The 21399-nt window shown below is 72.0% G+C and carries 16 protein-coding genes, 2 pseudogenes and 1 riboswitch; of the genes and pseudogenes, 8 read left to right on the forward strand and 10 right to left on the reverse strand.

The window, feature by feature from the left end; all coding sequences use genetic code 11:
* Positions 1–407: 407 nt before the first annotated feature.
* Entirely contained in the window at positions 408–1442 is a 1035-nt protein-coding gene (locus tag BGM09_RS07850; RefSeq protein ID WP_188280719.1) for a class I SAM-dependent methyltransferase, read from the forward strand.
* Positions 1443–1650: 208 nt separating this feature from the next.
* Positions 1651–3087, forward strand: a complete 1437-nt coding sequence (locus BGM09_RS37505) for a serine hydrolase domain-containing protein (protein WP_223186489.1) — start codon at positions 1651–1653, stop codon at positions 3085–3087.
* Between the two features lie 73 nt (positions 3088–3160).
* Here the strand turns inward: BGM09_RS37505 and BGM09_RS07855 are convergent.
* Positions 3161–4633, reverse strand: a pseudogene (locus BGM09_RS07855) (MFS transporter); the annotation flags it as partial.
* Between the two features lie 163 nt (positions 4634–4796).
* Positions 4797–5336, reverse strand: a complete 540-nt coding sequence (locus BGM09_RS07860) for a MarR family winged helix-turn-helix transcriptional regulator (RefSeq protein ID WP_188280720.1) — start codon at positions 5334–5336, stop codon at positions 4797–4799.
* 254 nt (positions 5337–5590) lie between these two features.
* Between BGM09_RS07860 and BGM09_RS07865 the strand changes: the two genes are divergently transcribed.
* The gene (locus BGM09_RS07865) at positions 5591–7036 is read left to right on the forward strand and encodes a globin domain-containing protein (RefSeq protein WP_188280740.1); all 1446 of its coding nucleotides are present in this window, start codon (positions 5591–5593) and stop codon (positions 7034–7036) included.
* 27 nt (positions 7037–7063) lie between these two features.
* On the opposite strand, the gene BGM09_RS07870 is transcribed toward BGM09_RS07865, so the two are convergent.
* From BGM09_RS07870 to BGM09_RS07880, 3 genes and pseudogenes are all read right to left on the reverse strand, one after another.
* On the reverse strand, positions 7064–7567 hold the full coding sequence (locus BGM09_RS07870) for an NUDIX domain-containing protein (RefSeq protein ID WP_188280741.1): 504 nt from the start codon (positions 7565–7567) through the stop codon (positions 7064–7066).
* Positions 7568–7757: 190 nt separating this feature from the next.
* A pseudogene (locus BGM09_RS07875) lies at positions 7758–8876 on the reverse strand (cystathionine gamma-lyase); the annotation flags it as partial.
* A gap of 137 nt (positions 8877–9013) precedes the next feature.
* The gene (locus BGM09_RS07880) at positions 9014–9391 is read right to left on the reverse strand and encodes a phage holin family protein (protein ID WP_188280722.1); all 378 of its coding nucleotides are present in this window, start codon (positions 9389–9391) and stop codon (positions 9014–9016) included.
* Between the two features lie 102 nt (positions 9392–9493).
* Here BGM09_RS07880 and BGM09_RS07885 point away from each other — a divergent pair, with 102 nt between their 5' ends.
* Positions 9494–9811 (forward strand): cupin domain-containing protein, encoded by a 318-nt coding sequence (locus BGM09_RS07885; RefSeq protein ID WP_188280723.1) that lies wholly within the window; start codon positions 9494–9496, stop codon positions 9809–9811.
* A 121-nt stretch (positions 9812–9932) separates the two neighbouring features.
* On the forward strand, positions 9933–10154 hold the full coding sequence (locus BGM09_RS07890) for a DUF5326 family protein (RefSeq protein ID WP_188280724.1): 222 nt from the start codon (positions 9933–9935) through the stop codon (positions 10152–10154).
* Here the strand turns inward: BGM09_RS07890 and BGM09_RS07895 are convergent.
* Positions 10111–11451 (reverse strand): YibE/F family protein, encoded by a 1341-nt coding sequence (locus BGM09_RS07895; RefSeq protein ID WP_317452587.1) that lies wholly within the window; start codon positions 11449–11451, stop codon positions 10111–10113. The genes BGM09_RS07890 and BGM09_RS07895 overlap by 44 nt on opposite strands.
* Positions 11452–11511: 60 nt before the next feature.
* A riboswitch (TPP riboswitch) is annotated at positions 11512–11657 on the forward strand.
* On the opposite strand from BGM09_RS07895, the gene thiC reads away from it, so the two are divergent.
* A complete protein-coding gene (gene thiC, locus BGM09_RS07900) occupies positions 11650–13578 on the forward strand; it encodes a phosphomethylpyrimidine synthase ThiC (RefSeq protein ID WP_223186482.1) in 1929 nt (642 codons plus the stop codon). (Overlaps the previous riboswitch by 8 nt.)
* Positions 13579–13641: 63 nt before the next feature.
* Here thiC and BGM09_RS07905 read toward each other — a convergent pair whose 3' ends face one another.
* On the reverse strand, positions 13642–14895 hold the full coding sequence (locus tag BGM09_RS07905; protein ID WP_188280726.1) for a helix-turn-helix domain-containing protein: 1254 nt from the start codon (positions 14893–14895) through the stop codon (positions 13642–13644).
* A 571-nt stretch (positions 14896–15466) separates the two neighbouring features.
* Entirely contained in the window at positions 15467–15937 is a 471-nt protein-coding gene (locus BGM09_RS07910; RefSeq protein ID WP_188280727.1) for an NUDIX domain-containing protein, read from the reverse strand.
* A gap of 149 nt (positions 15938–16086) precedes the next feature.
* Between BGM09_RS07910 and BGM09_RS07915 the strand changes: the two genes are divergently transcribed.
* Positions 16087–17154 (forward strand): helix-turn-helix transcriptional regulator, encoded by a 1068-nt coding sequence (locus tag BGM09_RS07915; RefSeq protein WP_188280728.1) that lies wholly within the window; start codon positions 16087–16089, stop codon positions 17152–17154.
* 310 nt (positions 17155–17464) lie between these two features.
* A complete protein-coding gene (locus BGM09_RS07920; RefSeq protein ID WP_188280729.1) occupies positions 17465–18484 on the forward strand; it encodes a helix-turn-helix domain-containing protein in 1020 nt (339 codons plus the stop codon).
* Here BGM09_RS07920 and BGM09_RS07925 read toward each other — a convergent pair.
* Both BGM09_RS07925 and BGM09_RS07930 read right to left on the reverse strand, forming a co-directional pair.
* Positions 18424–19416 carry a DUF3054 domain-containing protein gene (locus BGM09_RS07925; protein WP_188280730.1) on the reverse strand — a complete coding sequence of 331 codons (993 nt, stop codon included), beginning with the start codon at positions 19414–19416 and terminating at the stop codon, positions 18424–18426. The genes BGM09_RS07920 and BGM09_RS07925 overlap by 61 nt on opposite strands.
* A 345-nt stretch (positions 19417–19761) precedes the next feature.
* Positions 19762–20817: a metallophosphoesterase gene (locus BGM09_RS07930; RefSeq protein WP_411158274.1), complete on the reverse strand. Its 1056-nt coding sequence runs from the start codon at positions 20815–20817 to the stop codon at positions 19762–19764.
* Between the last annotated feature and the right edge of the window lie 582 nt (positions 20818–21399).

A 21399-nucleotide genomic window follows, 5' to 3' on the forward strand; every position in this document is an offset into this window, starting at 1 on the left:
CGCGCGAGCCTCCGGTTGGGGGGTGGACGTCGGTGGTGCCCTGCTGCGGTGTGCGGCACCGACCCCGGTCTCGCGGCCACGATCGGCGTTCGTGCGCGGTGCGGCTGTGCGGAGGTGCGGTCGTACGGAGGTGCGGTCGTACGTGTGCGGCGGTGCGGTCGTGCGCATGCGGATGTGCGGCCGGCCCGAGGGCGCTGTCCCGCCGCCTCGCCGGACGGCTGTGAGAGCGCTCTCTGGCCGACGTGATATCTACGCCTGGCGAAAACCGCTGTCAAGGTTCCGCGCAGCCGTGACCGGACAGCGCCGCTTTCTTCAACCGGGCCCAACGCGGGCCGGGGGCAAGGGGGTTGCGAAGAACCGCCGTGGCGGGCACGGCCGGGCGCGGCGGCGAGTGGGATCGTAAGGGGATGGACGACAACGACGACGTCAATGGTGGCGGCGAGGACGAGGGCGAGGGCGAGGCCGGCGGCGGCGACGGCGGCCGGTTCACGGTCGAGCTGGAGGGCGTACCGGAAACGCTGCTGTGGAATCTGTACAACCGGGCCGCCGAGGCCCGGCGGCCGGGGGCGCGGTTGCTGGACGACCCGCTCGCGGTGGAGCTGGTCGACCGTATCGACTACCCCTTCGAGCGGTTCGGCGGCTCGGGCATGGCGCAGTGGCACGCGCTGCGGGTGCGGTGCCTGGACGACGAGGTACGGCGGTTCGTCGCCGAACACCCCGACGGCACTGTGGTGGCGCTCGGCGAGGGCCTGGAGACGCAGTTCTGGCGGGTGGACAACGGCCGGGTGCGCTGGCTGACGGTGGATCTGCCGGAGACGGTCGAGGTCCGAGACGTTCTGCTTCCGGACGATCCGCCACGGCGCCGTTCGCTGGCCCGTTCGGCGCTGGACCTGGGCTGGATGGACGAGGTCGACGACTCCGAGGGCGTACTGGTCACTGCCCAGGGCCTGTTGATGTATCTGCCGCCGTCCGACGTGAAACGGCTGATCGCCGCCTGCGCGGAACGTTTCCCCGGCGGTTGGATGCTCTTCGACGCCCTCCCCCGGGGGATGGTCGCCCGCAGCCAGGCCCAGGCGGACGACCGGGCCCGCGCGGACGCCCAGGCGCGGGCGGAGGCGCACATGGAGACGGACGCGGGCGGGACGGACGCGGGTGGGACGGGGCCGGCGGCGGCCGGGACGGGGACGGACGCGGCCGGGACCGCGCGCCCCGGCTACCGCGCGCCGCGCTGGCTGTGGGGCATGGACGGCAAGGAGTACCGCAGGGTCGCGACCGCCTCGCCGCGCATCGCCGAGGTCCGCAGCCTGCGCCTGCCGCGCGGTCGCGGTCCTTACGCCATCGCGCCCGTCTCGCATCTGATCCCGCTGCTGCGCGGGATGCGGATGTCAATTGTGTCGCTCCGCTTCGGCGCCGCCGATTACCGTGACGGCGACCGTAGGTAGCGGAGTCCGGGCGAGCCGGACGCACGGGTCCGGGCCACCCGGCCCGCCCCGGACGCCCCCGCCCCCCCGTATCGAGAGAAGAGGCGCGCGCCGAGTGACGACCGAGTCCCAGCACCCACCGCAGTCCCCCGACCAGCCCCGGCCCGCGGCCCCCGCCCCGTACGCGCTGCCGACGCCCGGCCCCGCGCCCGCCGCGCCGGACGGCGAGCTGTTGCCCGCCACCCGCCGCGCCCTGCTGCGCCGGATCGCGGTCGGCCAGGCCGAGGGCCGTACGCCGTCGATCGTCGGCGCGGTCGTACGGGACGGGCGGATGGTCTGGTTCGGCTCGCGCAGCATGATCGACGGGCACGCGCCGGACGCCGACACCCAGTACCGGATCGGCTCGATCACGAAGACGTTCACGGCGGTGCTGGTGATGCGGCTGCGCGACGAGGGGCTGCTGGAGCTGACCGATCCGCTGGCGCGGCACCTGCCGGACCTGACGGATCTGCCGGAGATCGGGCAGGGCGTGGCCGGTCTGACGGTCGGCCAACTCATCACCCACACCTCAGGGCTGGCCTCCGAGACGCCGGGCCCCTGGTGGGAGCGGACCCCCGGCGACCTGCGGCCCGAGCTGGCCGACGTTCTCGGTCCGGCCCCCCTCACACACCCGGCCGGTCGGCGCTACCACTACTCCAACCCCGGATTCGCGCTGCTCGGCGCCCTGGTGGAGGCCAAACGCGGCGTGCCGTGGGCCGAAGCGCTGAAGGCCGAAGTGCTCGACCCGTTGGGCATGCCGCGTACGACGGCGCTGCCGCAGGCCCCGGCCGCGGGAGGCTTCGCCGTCCACCCGTGGGCGGACGTGATGCGGCCCGAGGTCGTACAGGACACCGGACTGATGGCGCCCGCGGGTCAACTGTGGTCGACGGCCCTGGACCTGGCGCGCTGGGCGGGCTTCCTCGCGGCCGGGCACCCGGACGTGCTGGCCGCGGCGACTCTGGCCGAGATGCGCGCGCCCGCCGCGCCGCCGCCGGACGCGGCCGACCCCGACTCGGGTTACGGCCTCGGCCTCCAGCTCACCCGGCACGGCGACCGCCCGCTCGCCGGTCATACGGGCTCGATGCCGGGCTTCCTGGCCACCGTGTGGGTGAGCGTCGCGGACGGCGTGGGCGCGCTCGCGATGGCCAACTCCACCTCGGGGCCCGCGATCGGCACCATCGCCGCCGACCTGCTGGCGATCACCGCCGACGCCGAGCCCGGCCTGCCCGCGCCCTGGCGGCCCGCCGACGCGCTCGACCCGGCGCTGCTCGACCTGGCGGGCCCCTGGTACTGGGGCACGTCCGGCTACAGCCTGCGCGTCCACGCCTCCGGCGACCTCGCGCTCGCACCGCTGACCGGCCAGGGCCGCGGCGCGCGCTTCCGCGCGGAGTCCGACGGCACCTGGACCGGTCTTGAGGGGTACTACGCGGGCGAGACGCTGCGGCCGGTGCGCCGCGCGGACGGCGCGGTCGGCCATCTCGACCTGGGGTCCTTCGTGTTCACACGCGTGCCGTACGACCCGTCGGCGCCGCTGCCGGGCGGTCCTGGCCCTGGCCTTGGTCTTGGCCCTGGCCCTGGTCCCGGTCCTGGCTCCGGTTCCGGGCAGGAGAACTGGCCGGTGCGCTGAGGCTGTTGTCCTCGGGAGTCCTGTCGGCGCCGTCTTGCGTGCCTCCATGCGTGCTGCCCTTCGAGCCGTCCGGGGCCGGGGGCCTGAGCAGGACGGCGGCGACCGCGGCGCCGAGGACCAGCAGGTCGGCGGCGACCACGAAGGCCAGGTGGTAGCCGCTGGTCAGGGCGGCCGGTACGGAGTGGCCCGCATCGAGCTTCCGGTCGGTGCGGGCGGCGGCCAGGGCGGCGAGTACGGAGAGGCCGAGCGCGCCGCCGATCTGCTGGGCGGTGTTGAAGACGCCGGACAGCAGCCCGGAGTCGGAGGGGGTCGCCTCCGACATGCCCAGCGTCATCAGGGAGGGCATGGCCAGGCCGAAGCCGACGCCGAAGACCAGGATCGCCGGGAGGATGTCGGCGGGGTACGAGGCGTGCGCGGAGGGGGCCTTCGCCAGGATGAGGAAGCCGCCCGCGAAGAGCAGCAGGCTGGGCAGCAGTACGGCGCGCTGGCCGAAGCGGGCGCCAAGCCGGGCGGACAGCAGCAGGGACATCACGCCGATCATCGCACCGGTGGGCACCAGCGCGAGCCCGATCCGCACCGGGTCGTAGCCGAGCACCTGCTGGAGATAGAGGCTGGTCATGAACTGGAAGCCGAAACCGCCCGCGACCATCAGCGCCAGCACCACGTTCGCGCCCGAGACGATCCGGGAGCGGAAGATCCGCAACGGCATCAACGGCTCGGCCGCCTTGGTCTGACGGATCAGGAAGCCGGCCAGCAACAGGGCGGACAGCGCCGCGAGTCCGGCGGTGGCGGGGGACGTCCAGCCCCGGTCGGTGGTCCCGACGATGGTGTAGACGCCCAGCATCAGGGCGGCGGTGACCAGGGCGGCTCCCGGCGCGTCGACCCCGGAACGCGCGCTCCCGGCGCGGGGCTCACTGGGCTTGCGGGATTCACGGGATTCGCGGGGCTCGCGTACGGCGGCCGGGCGGTCGTCGGGCAGCAGGCGCAGGCTGAGCAGGGCGGCGGCCGAGCCGATGGGGAGGTTGACGAAGAAGATCCAGTGCCAGTTGAGGGCCTGGGTGAGGATGCCGCCCACGAGCAGACCGAGGACGCCGCCCGCGGACTGCACGAAGCTGTAGACGCCCATGGCGCGGGCCCGGCCGCGGGCGTCGGGGTAGAGCGCGATGACCATGCCGAGGCTGACGGCCGAGACCATCGCACCGGCCGCGCCCTGGACGAAGCGGGCCGTGATCAGCAGCCCCGCGGAGTCCGCGAACCCGCACAGCAGCGAGGCGACGGTGAACGCCGCCAGGCCGGTGACCAGGATTCTGCGGCGGCCGAACAGGTCGCCGAGGCGGCCGGCGAGCAGCAGCAGCCCGGCGAAGGCGATGAGGTACGCGTTGACCACCCAGGCGAGGCTCGACTCCGAAAAGCCCAGGTCACGGCGGATGGACGGCAGCGCCACATTCACGATCGTGCCGTCGAGGATGATCATCAGGGTGCCCGTGCTGAGCACCGCGAGTGCCGCGCCGCGCGACGATCCGGCGGCATGGGGACGGAGTGGCATGAGGTCGCCTCCTGGCGAAAGGGATACCAGGAGCGACCGTAGCAGATCGTTTTGTTGAAGACTATCTCTTACGGGCTTACCTTGTGCGTACGTGCCCGGCGGTGGTGCGGTGCGGTGCGCTGGGGTGCGGCGCGGGGTCGGGGGCGGGTCGCCGCGGGGCGGGCTACTTGCGGGACTGGCGCGGGCGGCGCACTCCCTGGCCGCCGTCCGGTGCGCCCGCGGGGGTCGCGAGATGGCCGTTGACCAGCCGGTTCAGCGCGGAGACAAAGGCGGTGCGCTCGCTCTCCGGCAGCGCGCCGAGCACGTCCTCGTGCACGTGGTCGACGATCTCCTGGCCCTCGGCCGCGACCTTCTCGCCCGCCGGGGTCACCTTGATGATGCGTGCGCGCCGGTCGGTCGCCGACGGCACCCGCTCGGCCAGCCCCGCCCGCTCCAACTGGTCGACGGTGACCACCATCGTGGTCTTGTCCAGGTCGGACAGCTCGGCGAGCTGCGCCTGGGTCCGCTCGGCCTCCAGCGCGTGCGCCAGCACGCAGTGGGCGCGCGGCGACATGCCGATCTCCGCGAGCGCCGCCGACATCTGGGTGGTCAGGACGTGGGCGGTGTGCTGGAGCAGGTACGACATGTCGGCGGTCCTCGCCGACGGGGGGACGTGCGCTGCGGTGGTCACGGCCTCTGCGGTCGCTGCTGTCTCTGCGGTCATGCGTCGAGACTAGCAAAATAGGTCTGCTACGGGACGATCCCGTAGTGGACCTATCGCGGGGCGGCGGACGGCGGGTGAGACTCCGCAGACGCGGACTCCGGGGACGGCGCGGCGGATAGTACGCGAAACCGTTTCTTCAGTGGTGACGCTTCGCGCTATTCGTCCGGTGCCCTCACGCAGCGTGGCACGCTCACACGGCACCACAGGCGAGCTGAGCGAAGGATCGACCACCGGGAGTTCGGGGCCACGTGATCATGGATGCCAAGACCACCGACCCGGCCTCACCGGCGTCTGCGCAGCCCCGGGGGCGGCGGCGCAAGATCGCGCAGCCCCGGCAGGAGCCCGCCGTACCCATGACGCGGCCCGCCGCCGGGCAGCGGCAGGAACCGGGGCCGGGGCCGGAGCCGGAACCCGAGCCGGAGCCGCGCGATTCGGCGACGACCGAGCCGTCCGCGTACACACCGGCGTCGATACCGACATCGGCGTTCACGGCCGCACCGGCACCCGCACCGGCACCCGCACCGGCACCCGCGCTCGTACCGCAGACGCCCGCGGCCCCGGCCGGGTCCCCGTCGCCCGACGCGCTCCTCATCCGCCGCACGATGGAGGAGATCGGGCCGGTCGCGGACAGGACGGTCTCGTACTTCTACGCGCTGCTCTTCATCCACCACCCTGAGCTGCGCGACCTGTTCCCCGCCGCGATGGACGCGCAGCGCGACCGGCTGGTCAAGTCGCTGCTGACGGCGGCCGAGCACATCGACGACCCGGCGGCGCTCGGCGACTACCTGTCGCACCTGGGCCGGGGGCACCGCAAGTACGGCACCCGCGCCGAGCACTACCCGGCGGTCGGCGAGGCACTGCTCGGCGCGCTCGCCCGGTACGCGTCGGCGGTGTGGGGCCCGGAGACCGAGGCCGCGTGGGTCCGCGCGTACGCCGCGATCTCACGGACGATGATCGACGCGGCGGCCGAGGACGAGCGGCACGCGCCGCCCTGGTGGCAGGCCGAGATCGTCAGCCACGAGCTGCGCACCTCCGACGTCGCGGTGGTCACCGTACGGCCCGACCAGCCGTACGCGTTCCTCGCCGGGCAGTACACGATGGTGGAGACCCCGTGGTGGCCGCGGATCTGGCGGAACTACTCCTTCGCCGCCGCGCCCGGCGACGACGGCCTGCTGACCTTCCACATACGCGCGGTACCGGCGGGCTGGGTCAGCAACGCGCTGGTCGGCAGGGCCCGCCCCGGTGACGTCGTGCGGCTCGGGCCGCCCTCCGGTTCGATGGTGGCCGACCACGCCTCGGACGACGGGATGCTCTGCCTCGGCGGCGGCACCGGCATAGCGCCGATCAAGGCGCTGGTGGAGGACGTCGCCCGGCACGGGCGGCGGCGCCCGGTCGAGGTCTTCTACGGCGCGCGCCGCACCAGCGACCTCTACGACCTCGACACGATGCTGCGCATGCAGCGCGAGCACTCCTCCTGGTTGTCGGTTCGTACAGTCGTGGCCGACACCCCTAGTGACGCCTTGAGCGGTCCGCTGCCGGACGCCGTACGCGCGCACGGGCCGTGGGAGGCGTACGACGCGTATCTGTCGGGGCCGCCGGGGATGATCCGCAGCAGCGTGGACACCCTGGTGCGGATCGGGATGCCGTCGCACCGGATACGGCACGACCTCGTGCAGGAGCTGGTCGCGGCGGGCGACTGACGCCCGCCGCCGTCTCCCGTGCGGGTCTCAGCCGAGGTCGGGGCCGAGCAGGCCCAGCACCCCTTCGATGTTCGCGTCCAGGTAGTGCCGCAGGGTCAGCGGCACGATGTCGACCGAGGCCAGGCCCATGCGGCTGAAGGGCACGCGCACGATCTCGTACTCACCGCAGGGCTCGTCGATCTCCGGGCCGTGCCGCTGGTCGAGGTCCATCGACTCCAGGCGGCAGGCGAAGAAGTACTGCACCTTCACGCCGTGCGAGCCGTCGTCCGCGATGTGCTCGACGGTGTCGACGAAGGCGGGCACCACATCGGTGACCTTGGCGCCCAGTTCCTCGTCGACCTCGCGGTGCATGGCCGCGACCACGCTCGCGTCGTCGTTCTCGACCCCGCCGCCCGGCGTGAGCCAGTACGGGGCGAGGCCGGGCTTGGTGCGCTTGATCAGCACGAGCCGGTCGCCGTCGAGAACGATGGCGCGGGCCGTGCGCTTCACCACCGGCCGGGTGGTGGGGCCGTCATGCGTGTCCGGGGGCATGGTGGACATCTGCCGCAGTGCGCGCGGCGGCAAACTCGCCGCACGGCACAATTCCCGGCGCCGCCCCGGCGAATCGGAGCGCACCCCTCCGCGGCCGTGCCACCGCCGTGCTACTGCCGTGCCGCTATGCGCCCGCGCTCCCTCACCCGTACGAAGACACGCTTCCGCCCCAGCGTCCACGCGCTCACCCTTACGAAGACGCCGCTTCGTCCAGCGCGCGCAGCACATCGGCCAGGATGTCCTCCGGGTCCTCGACGCCCACCGAGAAGCGGACGAAGCCGGGCGGCACGGCGTCGCCGCCCCAGCGTCCCCGGCGTTCCGCGGTGCTCTGGACGCTGCCGAAGCTGGTGGCCTCGGAGGTGAGGCGCAGCGCGGCCAGGAAGCGTTCGGCGTGGGCGCGGTCGGGGAGGGTGAAGGAGACGACGCTGCCGAAGCGGCGCATCTGGGCGGCGGCCACCGCGTGCGCGGGGTCGGACGGCAGGCCCGGGTGGCGTACGTCCGTCACCTCGGCGCGGTTCAGCAGCTCACTCGCGAGGGTGAGCGCGTTCGCGGACTGCCGGTCCACGCGCAGGGCGAGCGTCGCCAGCGAACGGTGGGCGAGCCACGCCTCCATCGGTCCCGGAATGGCGCCGACGGTCTTGCGCCACTGCCTCACGCTCGCGTTCAGCCCGGCGTCGCGCGTGGTGACGTAGCCCATCAGCAGGTCACCGTGCCCGTTGAGCGCCTTCGTGCCGCTGGCCACGGAGAAGTCCGCGCCCAGGGCGAGCGGGCGCTGCCCGAGCGGTCCCGCGAGGGTGTTGTCGACGGCGACCAGCGCGCCCGCCGCGTGCGCGGCGTCCGACAGCCGGCGGATGTCGCACACGTCCAGACCCGGATTCGACGGCGTCTCCAGCCACACCAGCCGCGCGCCCTCCAGCGCCGCGAGCTGCCCGTCGCCGACGGTCGGCGCGAGCCGTACCGTCACGCCGTACGACTCCAGGCGCTCCCGCAGCGAGCGCGTCGCCTGGTAGCTGTCGGACGGCAGGACCACGGTGTCGCCCGCCCTCACCTGGGAGAACAGCACCGCGGCGACCGCGCCCATGCCGGAGGCGAAGGCGAGCGTTGCGGCGGCCGGGTCGCCAGGGCACTCCAGCTCCGAGACGGCCGCCTCCAGCCGCTCCCAGGTCGGATTCTCGTCCCGGCCGTACGTGTACGGGCCGCTCGCCTCGCCCGGCAGGTGGTAGTGCGAGACGAAGACCGGGCCGGGGAGCGACGGTTCGTACGCGGTCGCCGGTGGCCGTCCCGCGTGCACGCTGCGGGTGCTGTCGCCGTCGGCCTCCGGCCGGGCGGCCTGATGCCGTTCGGCTGCCCGCCGTGCGGCTTCGTGTCCCGCGGCCCCCTGGTCAGTCCCCCGCCCAGTTCCCTGTGCTGCCCCCTGCCCGGTCCCCTTCTCAGGGTGGTGACCGGTCACTCGTCGTCCGGAAGGACGACGTTCAGCGCCCAGGAGACGATGCTGATGATCAGACCGCCGAGCACCGCGGTCCAGAAGCCGTGGACGTGGAAGTCGAGGCTGAGTTTGTCGGCCAGCCAGGAGGTCAGGAGCAGCATCAGGGCGTTCACCACCAGGGTGATCAGCCCGAGGGTGAGGATGAACAGCGGGAAGGACAGAACCTTCACGACCGGTTTCACGAACCAGTTGACGACGCCGAAGACCAGGGCGACGAGGATGAGGGTGAGGACCTTGTGCCAGGTGCTGTCACCGGTGAGCGTGATGTCCTTGAGCAGCCAGACAGCGACCGCGAGGGCACCGGCGTTCGCCAAGGTCTTGACGATGAAATTCTTCATGGTGTGATCGTCGCAGAACTGATCACGCAAGCAAGAGACCGGACAAGTACCGGACGAGTACCGGACCGGGTCCGGACAGGCTCGGGACAAGGGGAGTACGCGATGAAGGTGTTCCGGCTGGACGACCTGGACGCGGAGCGGGCCGCCAACGAGGGGGCGTATCTCCGTTTCCTGCGCGAACGCACCATGTCGGCCGGGCTCTACGCGCTCAAGGCCGGGGAGAACGACACCCAGCAGCCGCACGCCCAGGACGAGATCTACCTGGTGGTCAGCGGCCGGGCGGCGATCACCGTGGGGGAGGAGACGACCACCGTGGGTCGCGGCAGCGTCGTCTTCGTACCGGCCGGGACCCCGCACCGCTTCCACCACATCACCGAGGACCTCAGGGTCATGGTGGTCTTCTCGCCCCCGGAGCCCTAAGGGTGCGTTCAGGGTCGTATCCGGCCTCCTGGCCCTCCGCCGGAGGCATCGGTGGCCCTACAGTCGAAGTATCGGCGGAACACCGCCAGGACCCGAGAAGGAGAAGGAGACCGAGGACATCATGGAGAAGCTGCTGAAGGGCCTGCCGTGGTGGGTGAAGTGGGTGGCCATCCCGGTCATCGCGCTGATCATCTTCGGCTCGCTGATCGCCAGCCTGGTGAGCATCGTCTTCGGACTGCTCTTCAAGGTGATCGTGTTCGTGGTCCTGGTCGGAGCGCTGGTACTGGTCGTCAAGCGGGTCACCGGCGGCGGTGGCTCCTCCGGGTCGGGGCGGGACTGGTAGGTCCGGCCGGGCGCGTGCCCGTATCGCCGTTCTTGCCGCCGTTCCTGGCACCGTTCTTGTCACCGCTCCTTTCGTGCCGGTCGGCGCTGACCACCAGCGCCGCCAGGGCCGTGGTCAGCGGCACCGAGGCGACCAGGCCGATGCTGCCCACCAGGGTGCGGACGATCTCCTCCGCCACCAGTTCGCTGCTGGCCACCCGCAGGACGCCGCTGCGCGCGATCGAGAAGAGCAGCAGCAGCGGCAGCGCGGCGCCCGCGTACGCCATCACCAAGGTGTTGACCACCGAGGCGATGTGGTCGCGGCCGATCCGCATTCCGGCGCCGTAGAGTTTGCGCCAGTTCGCGCCGGGATCGGCGTCCTTCAGCTCCCACACCGCCGAGGTCTGGGTGACGGTGACGTCGTCGAGCACGCCGAGCGAGCCGATGATGACGCCCGCGAGCAGGACGCCCTTGATCTCGATGCCGGGATAGAGGCTGTGGATCACGCCCGTCTCGTCCGAGGTGTTGCCGGTCAGCCGCGCCCAGTCGATGAAGACCGAGCCCAGGACGCCGATCAGCAGCAGTGAGCAGAGCGTGCCGAGGACGGCCACCGAGGTGCGGGCGTTGACGCCGTGGCACATGTACAGCGCGATGAGCATGATCGCGCTGCCGCCGACCACCGCGACCAGCAGCGGATTGTCGCCGCGGAGGATGGCCGGAAGGATGAAGAGGGTCAAGATCCCGAACGAGACGATCAGTGCGATCAGGGCCATCAGACCGCGCAGCCGTCCGACGACGATCACCGCGACCGCGAAGATCCCGGCGAGCAGCGCGAGCGGGAAGCCGCGGTCCACGTCGGTGACCGAATAGCGCAGCCCGGCGGGGGCGTTGGGCGCGTACGCGAGGACCACGCCCTCGCCCTTGGTGTAGCGGCGGGACTGGTCGGGGTGCACGACCTCGGTGAAGGTCGTCCCCTTGTCGGGTCCCGACTCGACCTCGATGGTGGCCTTCTGGCAGCTGTCGCTCGCGGCCGACGACGACTGCCCCGCGTTCTCCGCCTTGCAGGACACGTCGACCAGCCGCACCACCTTGCCCTGCCGGGTCTGCTGGTCGAAGCCGACGCCGCTGCGGGCGTGTTCGGGCGCGCCGCCCGGCCACAGCACGATCAGGCCGACGACGACGGCGGCGGCGAAGGGGACCAGGATCGCGGCGATGACTTTGCGCAGGTGCTGGGAGACCGGCGGCACGGGGCCGTGACCGTGGCCATGACTGTGGCTGTGTCCGTGGCCGGGACTTGGGCTCTGCGGGGGCTCTTCCACGGGCTGATCATCGCAAGATCCCTGGTGCCTGTCCTCGCCGAACCGCTACCGTGGGGGCACCTTTGCAAACGCGGGAGCTCGGAGCACCGGGCTGAGAGGGCGCTGAACCTGTTGCCGGCACGGCATGACCGCCGGGACGAACGCTGCGCCGACCGCTGAACCTGTTACCGGGTAATGCCGGCGTAGGGAGTGGGTCTCATGACCATGCAGGATGCACACACGCCTGGATCCGACGGGGACGAATCCGCCCGTACGGAGTCGGCCGCCTCGAACCGTACGGAAGCGGACGGCTCGAACCGTACGGAGTCGGACGCCTCGAACCGTACGGAGTTGGACGGCTCGAACCGTACCGAAGTGGACGGTCCCGTACGGGACATCGGCTGGCACAAGTCGTACGTCGTCGGATCGCGGCCGGACCTGCGGGTGCCGGTCCGGCAGGTGCACCTCACCAATGGGAACGACGTGACGCTGTACGACACGTCGGGCCCGTACACCGATCCGTCCGTGGAGACGGACGTCCGGCGCGGGCTCGCCCCGCTCCGGGAGCACTGGATCATCGCGCGCGGCGACACCGAGGAGTACCCGGGACGGCCGGTCCGCCCCGAGGACGACGGCCTCAAGCACACCTCGCCGCGCGGCGGACTCCGCAATCTCGACGCGGTCTTCCCCGGCCGCCCCCGGCTCCCCCGCAGGGGCCGTACCGGGTCACCCGTCACCCAACTCGCCTACGCCAGGCGGGGCGAGATCACGCCGGAGATGGAGTACGTCGCGCTGCGCGAGAACGTCCCGTCCGAGACCGTCCGGGACGAGATCGCCGCCGGGAGGGCCGTACTGCCCGCCAACGTCAACCACCCGGAGATCGAGCCGATGATCATCGGCAAGCGGTTCCTGGTGAAGGTCAACGCCAACATCGGCAATTCGGCGGTCACTTCCTCCATCGAGGAGGAGGTCGACAAGATGACCTGGGCCACCCGCTGGGGCGCCGACACGGTCATGGACCTGTCCACCGGCCGCAACATCCACACCACCCGCGAGTGGGTGCTGCGCAACTCCCCCGTCCCCATCGGCACCGTCCCGCTCTACCAGGCGCTGGAGAAGGTCGACGGCCGCGCGGAGAAGCTGAGTTGGGACGTCTACCGCGACACCGTCATCGAACAGGCCGAGCAGGGCGTCGACTACATGACGGTGCACGCGGGCGTGCTGCTCCGCTACGTGCCCCTGACCGCCCGCCGCAAGACCGGCATCGTCTCGCGCGGCGGTTCGATCATGGCCGCGTGGTGCCTGGCGCACCACCAGGAGAGCTTCCTCTACACGCACTTCGAGGAGCTGTGCGAGATCCTGGCCGCGTACGACGTCACGTACTCGCTCGGTGACGGCCTGCGCCCCGGCTCGATCGCGGACGCCAACGACGAGGCGCAGTTCGCCGAGCTGCGCACCCTCGGCGAGCTGAACACCATCGCCAAGCGGCACCAGGTGCAGACGATGATCGAGGGCCCAGGGCACGTGCCCATGCACAAGATCAAGGAGAACATCGACCTCCAGCAGGAGATCTGCGAAGAGGCCCCGTTCTACACGCTCGGCCCGCTCACCACCGACATCGCCCCCGCCTACGACCACATCACCTCCGGCATCGGCGCCGCGATGATCGCCTGGTGGGGCACCGCGATGCTTTGCTACGTCACCCCCAAGGAACACCTCGGGCTGCCCGACCGCGACGACGTCAAGACCGGTGTGATCACCTACAAGATCGCCGCCCACGCCGCCGACCTCGCCAAGGGCCACGAGGGCGCCCAGGCGTGGGACGACGCCCTCTCCGACGCGCGCTTCGAATTCCGCTGGGAAGACCAGTTCAACCTCGCCCTCGACCCCGTCACCGCCCGCGCCTTCCACGACGAGACGCTCCCCGCCGAGCCGGCCAAAACCGCCCACTTCTGCTCCATGTGCGGCCCGAAATTCTGCTCGATGAAGATCTCCCACGACATCCGCCGCGACCACGGCGGCCCCGCCGCCGCCCCCGCCCCCGACCCCGACCCGGCCGCCGAGGCCGAGGCCGAGCTGGGCATGGCCCGGAAATCCCGCGAATTCGCCGCCGCGGGCAACCGCGTCTACCTCCCCCTGACCGACTGACCTCGACCGGTGAAGGCCCCGGTGCGATATGCCGGGGCCCTCACCGGGTGGATGTGGTGTTGATCAGTCATGGTCTTTGAGGAGGGTCGCCAACTGACGGCCCTCCTTCGCTCCTCGCCGCATGAGGACGGCGGCGGTGGTGTGGAGTTCGTTCCAGGAGTGGGGGCGGCCGATGTCGGAGGCGTCCGGGACGCTCGCCATGGCCACAGCGGCAGCGCGGGCTGATTCGCCCGATGCGGCGAGGGCGTGGGCGAGGCACGTGCGATACCAGGTCTTGTCGCGGCGGTAGTCGTCCGGGAGGGCGTCGAGTCCGGCTGTCAGGTGGTCAACGGCCGATTGCCAGTCGTGCAGGTGCATGGCCGCCATGCCGCGTTGCAGGGTGAACCAGGTCTCGCCGTAGAAGTACATCCAGACCGGCTCGTCCTCCGGGTGGGCGGAGGCTCGGGTGATGATGTCCTGGGCTTCGTCCAGCAGTCGGTGGGCGTCGTCGGCTTCGCCGTTGAGGGCGTGCCCGCGCGCCGCCATCTGTGTGGCCATGCCCTGGACGCCGAGCGAGGTGCCGGGGGCCGACCAGCGCGAAGCCTCGGCGAGCTTGACGCATCGCGTGCCACGGCCCCTCGACCAGGCCATGTGGGCCTTCATGTTGAGGGTCGTGGCCGCCATGTTGGCGTCCCCGGCTTCCAGCGCCCATTCGTGTGAACGGTCGTACCAGGCCAGCGCCGTGGCCGCGTCGTCCTGGTCCTGTGCCATCCACGCGAGGAACTGGGCGTGTTCGGCAGCGAGCCGTACGACACGGTCGGCCAGCGGGCCACGGGCGCCCGCGTACAGGTCAACGACGGTCCGGAGTTGCTGACGCATCACCTCGACGAGCGGGCGTGATCCGATCTCGTCCTCGGCCCTGCGGTGTTCGGCCAGCAGCCGGTCGAGCCAGTCGAGCGTGGGCGCGTCCACCCGGCGCGAGGTGTCGACAACACTGGTGACCCGTACCAACAGGTCTTCGTCCGGTGCTATCCCGGGCAGGGCCAGGCCCGATACGGGCGCCTCGGGCGAATGCCGTTGTCTCATATGGGAGTTGAGGGCGGCGGGAACACCCAAGCCGTCCACGATGCGCTGGCGTACTTCGGTCGAGGTCACGCGGCGATTGCCGCGCTCGATGTCGGAGACATCGGGTTGGACGAGTCCGACGCGTTCGCCGAGCTTGGTCTGGCTCAGGCCGGTGAGCTTTCGGTACGCACGGAAGACGGCGCCCCAGTCCTCACCGGCGACCGCTGCCGCCAATTGCGGGTGGGACCACAAGATCCCGGGAGTATCCCCCATACCTCAAATATAGGACGACCTCATAGGCACATGGGATGGGTTCAGCAGGCTCTCGCCGCAAGGGTTTTGAGGGTGAGATCCGCGCGACCGGGTGAACGATCCGGGGGCGTGGCCGACCTGAGGAGAGCAGGCTGACATGCGCGAGTTCATCCACCGCCATTACGGACGCACGAGGGTTGAACGGTGACCGCAGGGATGCGGGAGGGGCGTCCTCCGGTCGCGGTGCATCGGTGGCGCCGCGACCCCCGCAATGTGGCCAGGGCGCGGCCTGGCGCTGGTCGACGTACTGACCGGCGGACGCTGGGGAGTGAGTGCGCGCTTAGGCGTCGGGAAACTCCTCTGGGCCGTGTGCGCCGACGATGCTGCTGGTGAAGTGGCCCGGTGAGCTTGCGAGAAGTCCGGCAGGTCCGGGCGCATCCTGAGGCGGGTCTGCTGGCTCGAGACCCGTAGGCCGTCCGCCCCCAGCCCCGGAGCCCCGGCCATCGCGGCGGGAAGAGTGCCGATAAGCCATCACGTCCATGGGGCCGCTCTGGCATGCCGGGCGGCCCCGGCATCCCGGTTGCCGGGGTCCTCACCCCAGATACGGCCGCTCCCGGCCCTCCAGGAAGTGATCGACCCTGAGCCGCTGCGTGTGGTGCATCGGCAGGTCGTCCAGCTCCTCGGCCGCGACGAAGCGCAGCTCCGTGGACTCGTCGGAGACGGCCAACTCCCCGCCGGTGACGCGGGCGGTGAAGCAGACGTTGAACTGGCGGCGCACCTCACCGTCCGTGTACGCGATCACGTGGCGCGGGTCGGTGTACGTGCCGACGAGGCCGGTGATCTCCACGTCCAGGCCGGTCTCCTCCTTGACCTCCCGCACCGCCGTGCCCGGAAGGGAATCGGTCATCTCCATCCCGCCGCCGGGCAGCGCCCACAGGTCGTTGTCACGGCGGCGCTGGAGCAGGACGCGACCCTGCTCGTCGGTGACGACGGCGGACGCGGCGACGACGAGGCTGTTCGGCGCGGGGGCGTCCGGATCGTCGTAGAACTCGGTACGGGCCATGGCGTCAGTGTGCGGCGGCCCGCTGGCGCTGCTCGGCAAACACCCTGGGGGACGCCTCGGGGAAGGCCGGGCGGACGGGTTTTCGGGGGGAAGGGAGGGGTGGGGGAGAATCGGGCGGGTCGGGTGGTGGGTGGGGAAGAGGGCAGGGGATGGGGCAGGCGAGGGGTGAGGGGCGGGATATCGAGTCCGCCGTCGTGATCTATACGGCGGTGGCGAACGGCGGTGGGGCTCCGTACGCGGGGCTGGCGGAGCTGGTGGGGCTGGACGAGGGGCGGCTGGAGTCGGGGCTGCGGACCTTGCGGGACATGGGGCTGGTCCGGCTGGTGGAGGGGCGGGTCGAGACCGTCGACCCGGACGCCGCGCTGGCGGTGGCGATGGACGCGTATCTGGGCACGGCCGCGGCGCAGTTGCGGAACGCGGCGGAACTCAGCGAGACGACGCAGGCGCTGCTGACGGTGTTCCGGCCGGCGGCGGCGCGGCTCCAGGAGCAGGTGGTCGTCCGGAACTTCGAGGACCTGGAGACCCGGCTGAGCGCGCTGGCCGACATCGACGCCACCGCGCGGGAGTCCGTGGACTCGCTGCACCCGGGGCCGATGCCGCAGGACATGGCGGTGCTGGAGCACTCCCTGGCCGGGGACGCGGCGTTGGTACGGCGCGGGGTGCGGGTCCGCGCGCTGTACCCGCGCTCGCTGCTCCAGATCCCGAAGTACAACAAGTATCTGAACGACCTGACCGACGTGGGCGTCGGCGTCCGGCTGATCGACCACGGCCCGCACGATCTGCTGGTGGTGGACCGGCACACCGTCGTCCTGCCGGGCGTCCCGCACGTACGGTCGTCGATGACGCTGGTGCGCGGCGCGGTGCTGGCCCGCTCGTACGTCTCGGTCTACGAGGACTACTGGCTGCGCGCGAAGCCGATGCCGCACATGGCGCACATGGCGCACATGGCGCACATGCCGCACATGGGGCGCGGCGGCCAAGGCACCCCCGACAGCGACGACGACACCGGCGCCGCCCCGGACTTCACCGACCAGGAGCGGACCATCATCCGGCTGATGGCCAACGGCTACAGCGACGACCGTATCGCCAGGACGCTGGGCGTGGCCCGGCGCACCGTGCAGCGCGTGATGACCAAGCTGATGGAACGGCTCCAGGTATCCAGCCGCTTCGAGGTCGGCATGAAACTGGCCCGGCTGCTCGACCCGGACAACCTCTGACCGGCCGAAGGGCCGCACCGTAAGCCCACGTACACCGCGTACCCCGCGGGCCGCCCGCGTCCGCCACCACGCGCGGACCACCGCACGCGGACCACCACCCCACCGTACTGGTGAACCAGTACGCCACCCCACCACCCCACTACCGAAGTGTGTCGCACTTGGGACAGTGCCCGATGTGGACAAGGCGATTCCGGCGGCTCGCGAGCATCCCCGCTTAGCATGAGCGGGGCGCGAAATCGCAGGCCGCGGACGCCGGGGTGACCCCTCACCCCCAAGGACGCGGCAGCCGAGAAGATCCGGGGGACAAGCCATGGACCGTCGTTCCGACGAGGACCCACCGCTGATCCAGGAGTTCCTGCGCGAGGCCCGCAGAAATTTCGCGGGCGAACCCGAGCCCATCACGGGCCACAACGGTTACCGCCCGCCGGGCCTGAGCCAGCACGCGGTGGCCCAGCGCCTGGGCATATCACCGCGCCTCTACCAGGACTGGGAGGGCTGCGGGCGCCCCATCCCCGCCCACCGCCTCGACAGCCTCGCCAACGCGCTGCGGCTGGACTCGCGCAAGCGCGACGAGCTGTGGTTCATCGTCACCGGCGGCTACCCGCCGCGCGGCCCGGCGGAACCCGACCCCGAGGCCGTCACCGGCTGGACGTCGTACCTCCACGCGCTCCAGGTTCCCGCCCTCACCGTGGACGGCGCCTGGCGGATTCTGGAGACCAACCAGGCGTGGCGCCAGCTCTTCGAGCCCGCGGGCCAGCCGCCGCCCGCGAATCTGCTGCGGTTCGTGCTCTTCGCGCCGTACGCGCGGCAGTTGTGCGCCGAGTGGCGGACCGGCTGGGCGACGGCGTTCCTGCGCCAGCTCCGGCTCCAGGCGCAGACCGCCCACCACCAGCCGCAGACCGGCCCCGACCAGGAGCTGCTCCGCGTCATCGCCGAACTGCGCGAGGACCCCGAACTGGCCCGGCTGTGGCAGGCGGAGAGCGAGTCCACCCGGGTCGCGCTGCACCACGACGGCCAGGTACGGCTGTTGCGGCCACCGGCCGGCGGTTACGTCCAGCGGGTGCGCATGCTCGTGTCGTCCCCGGCGCACGATCCGAGGCGCAGAGTGCTGATGTTCATGCCCGCCGTGACAGCGCCCGGCCTGGCAGGGTCCGCCGGGACAGCACCCAGTACGGCGTCCGCGGCAACGGCGTCCGTGACAACGGCATCCGCGGCGACGGCATCCGCTGCCGCGGGCCCGGCCGTCCCGGCGCTGCGCAGGACCGGCCCCTACTCGGGCGTGTTGTCCGGGCCGCCGAAGTCCGGGCTGGTGAAGTCCGGACTGCTGTAGCGCGGACCGGAGAAGCGCGGGGCGGCGGGCGGCAGCGGCGCGGCCGGGTCGGGCGCCGGGCTGCTGAAGTCGGGGCGGGAGTAGCCGAGTCGCGGCATGCGGCTGAGGTCCTGCCCGGTGGCGGGGCTGACGCCGGTGCCGGGCCCCGGGCTCACCGCCGGGCCGCGCGGCGGCTCGTGGGCGGTGGTCGGGGCGAGCGCCGCGCCGGCCGCCGCGTCCTCCAGGAAGGGCAGCATCCCGCGCTCCAGCAGCGCCCGGTACCAGGCGTCGCGCGCGTCGGCGACCTCGGGCGGCAGCGCGTCGGGCGAGTCGTGTATGGCCGAGGAGCCGTCGCGCAGCGCCGTGAGCAGCAGTCCGACCGCGCCGAGCAGTATCGACGCGGCGGTGACGGCGGCGAACAGCCAGCCCGCGGTGCGCAGCGGCGACGCGATGGCGGGCTCGGGGGCCACCGCGTGCAGCGCGTAACCGATCAGCAGGAAGATCACGGCGGCGGCGCCCGCGAGCAGCGGCGTCAGGACGGCGAGCACGGCGATCAGGCCCGCGCCGGAGCCCGCGCCCTCCGCGACGCCCATCGCCGCGTAGCCGAAGGACCGGTTGTCGCGGGCGCGCGCCGACTCGCGGGCGGCCTCCCGCGACTCCTCCCGGACGCCGCGGTACGTCTCGTACTCGGCCGCCGCCGCGTCGCCGATGAGTTCGGCCGCGCCGAGCGCCAGGGTGCGCAACTGCTCGCTGTTCAGGGCGGAGTGACCGTTGGAGTGGTTCGCCCGCCGCGACGCGGGGCGGCTCTCCTCCACGTCCCCGCCGTCCGGCCCGAGGGCCCGCTCACGGTCGGGTTCGTGATCCCGCAGGACCGTGCGCAGCGCCTCGTCCAGCGCGCGTTCAAAGTCCGGACGGTCTTCGGTGAGCAGATGTGGAGCGCTGGTCATGTGCATCCCCCGATGCTCCGACTCCCCGAGCGCGGCCGGTGTTCCCCGAGGGGAACCGGCCCGGTCGGCCGAGTACGCGGAGAGCGGCGTGCCTACGGATACAGCGATGGTAGAGCGGGGAGGCGAGGCCGTGACAGGGTGCAACCAGGAAATCTGACGGCGCGAAATGTGCCGGACACCGACACGTCACCCCAAAGACGCCGGGCGGGAAGCCCCTGCGCGCTCCCCGCCCGTACCTTCCGGAGCGGGCCGGTCCGCGAAAGTGCCTGACCCGCCAAGCGAAACGCCTGGCCCGCCGCGCGGAGCGCCTGGCCCGCCGCGCGGAGCGCGAAGGAGCCGCCGGACAGGTCCTCAGCCCACCAGCGGCAGTTGGGCGACCAGCAGCCGTCCGTCCATCGTGACGCCGCCGTCCATCGCCACCGCCAGATTCTCCGCGTAGACCATCGGTCCGTTGACGGTGTGCACCCGCTCCTCGCCGTCGGCCGGATATTCGCCGCCGACCTCGCCGAGCAAGTACGGGATCGGGCTGTGCCCGTGCACGACGCGGTTGCCGCCGTAGGTGCCGAGCAGTTCGCGGGCGGCCTGCGGGCCGCCGTCGCCGCGGAAGGCGAACCGCTTGGTGAGCTTGCGGAACAGGTCCCAGCACTCGTCGGCGTCGCCGCGCTGGAGTACGCCGGTGACCGTGTCGTTCATCTCCTCGACGCTGCTGCCGTAGTCCAGATACGCGGTGGTGTCGGAGTGCACCAGCAGGTGGCCGTCGGTGACGTGGGCCGCGTCCAGCCGGGACATCCAGGTCAGATGGCGGTCCTCAAGACGGTCCATGTCGGTCGGCTGGCCGCCGTTGAGCCGCCAGGCGGCGAGGAAGGAGGCGGTGCCGCCGGTGGAGTTGACGGGCGTGTCGCCGAAGCGGTGCGCGCCGAGCAGCAGCAGTTCGTGATTGCCCATCAGGGCACGGCAGTAGCCGCCCGCCGCCGCGGCCTCCGCCGAGAGCTGCATGACCAGTTCGATGACGCCGATGCCGTCGGGGCCGCGGTCGGTGAAGTCGCCGAGGAACCACAGCCGGGCGCTGCCCGCCGCCCAGTGGCCCTCCTCGTCGACCAGGCCGCACTCGCCGAGCGCCGCCAGCAACTCGTCCAGATAGCCGTGCACATCGCCGACCACGTACAGCGGTCCCGGCCGGTCGCCCGCCGCGCCGTCCGCGGTGATCACCGGCAGGTCGTGGGCGGTCGGCGTGTAGTCCGCGGGGACCAGGGTCGCGTCGGGTCGCGTCGCCTCGTACGCGGCGGGCCGCTGTGCGGGCGGCGCGCTGTCGTACGCGGGCGGCACCGGTGGTACGGCGGCGCGGGCCGGTTCGTACGCCGGTGCCACACCCGCCCCGCCGGTGGTCGCCGACAGCACGGACGGCACGGGCGGTACGGGCGGTACGGCCGAGACCGCTGACGCCGAGTCCGCCGGAGCCTGACCCGGACGCGGAGCCTGACCCGGACCCGGACCCGGATCAACCAGCACGGGAGCCGAACCGACCAGCACGGAAGCCGGTTCCGTGAGCACCGGAGCCGCAGCCCCGCCGTATCCGCCGGACGTCTCCCCGTAGCCGCCGCGCGGCTCGAATCCGACCGTCGGCTCAAACGCCGGAGCCGTGCCGAAACCGGCCGTCGGCTCGTGCCCGTGACCGTGCCCGGACATGTACGCGGGCGCCTCGGGACGCCAGCCTTCCGAAGTCCCGGGCTCGGGTCCCTGACCTGCCCCCTGAGTCATCGACCCCTCCACGATCGCGCCGCCATCCGCCCATCATAGGAATGACGCTGTCGCGTTGTGACATACCCAGGCACCTGGTTTTCGCAGGGCGCAGACAAACCATCCCTTAGCTCCCTCGTACGCCCGCACGATTCGTCTTCCGGCCGTCGACGGGGGCTCGGTCACCCGTTCGGCCGATCACTCGCGGGGGTGCCCGGCGGAGCCGTCCGGCCGGACGGGCCGCTCTTCCTC

Origin of the sequence: Streptomyces sp. CBMA29, assembly GCF_014596445.1 — a bacterium.
GTDB lineage: Bacteria > Actinomycetota > Actinomycetes > Streptomycetales > Streptomycetaceae > Actinacidiphila.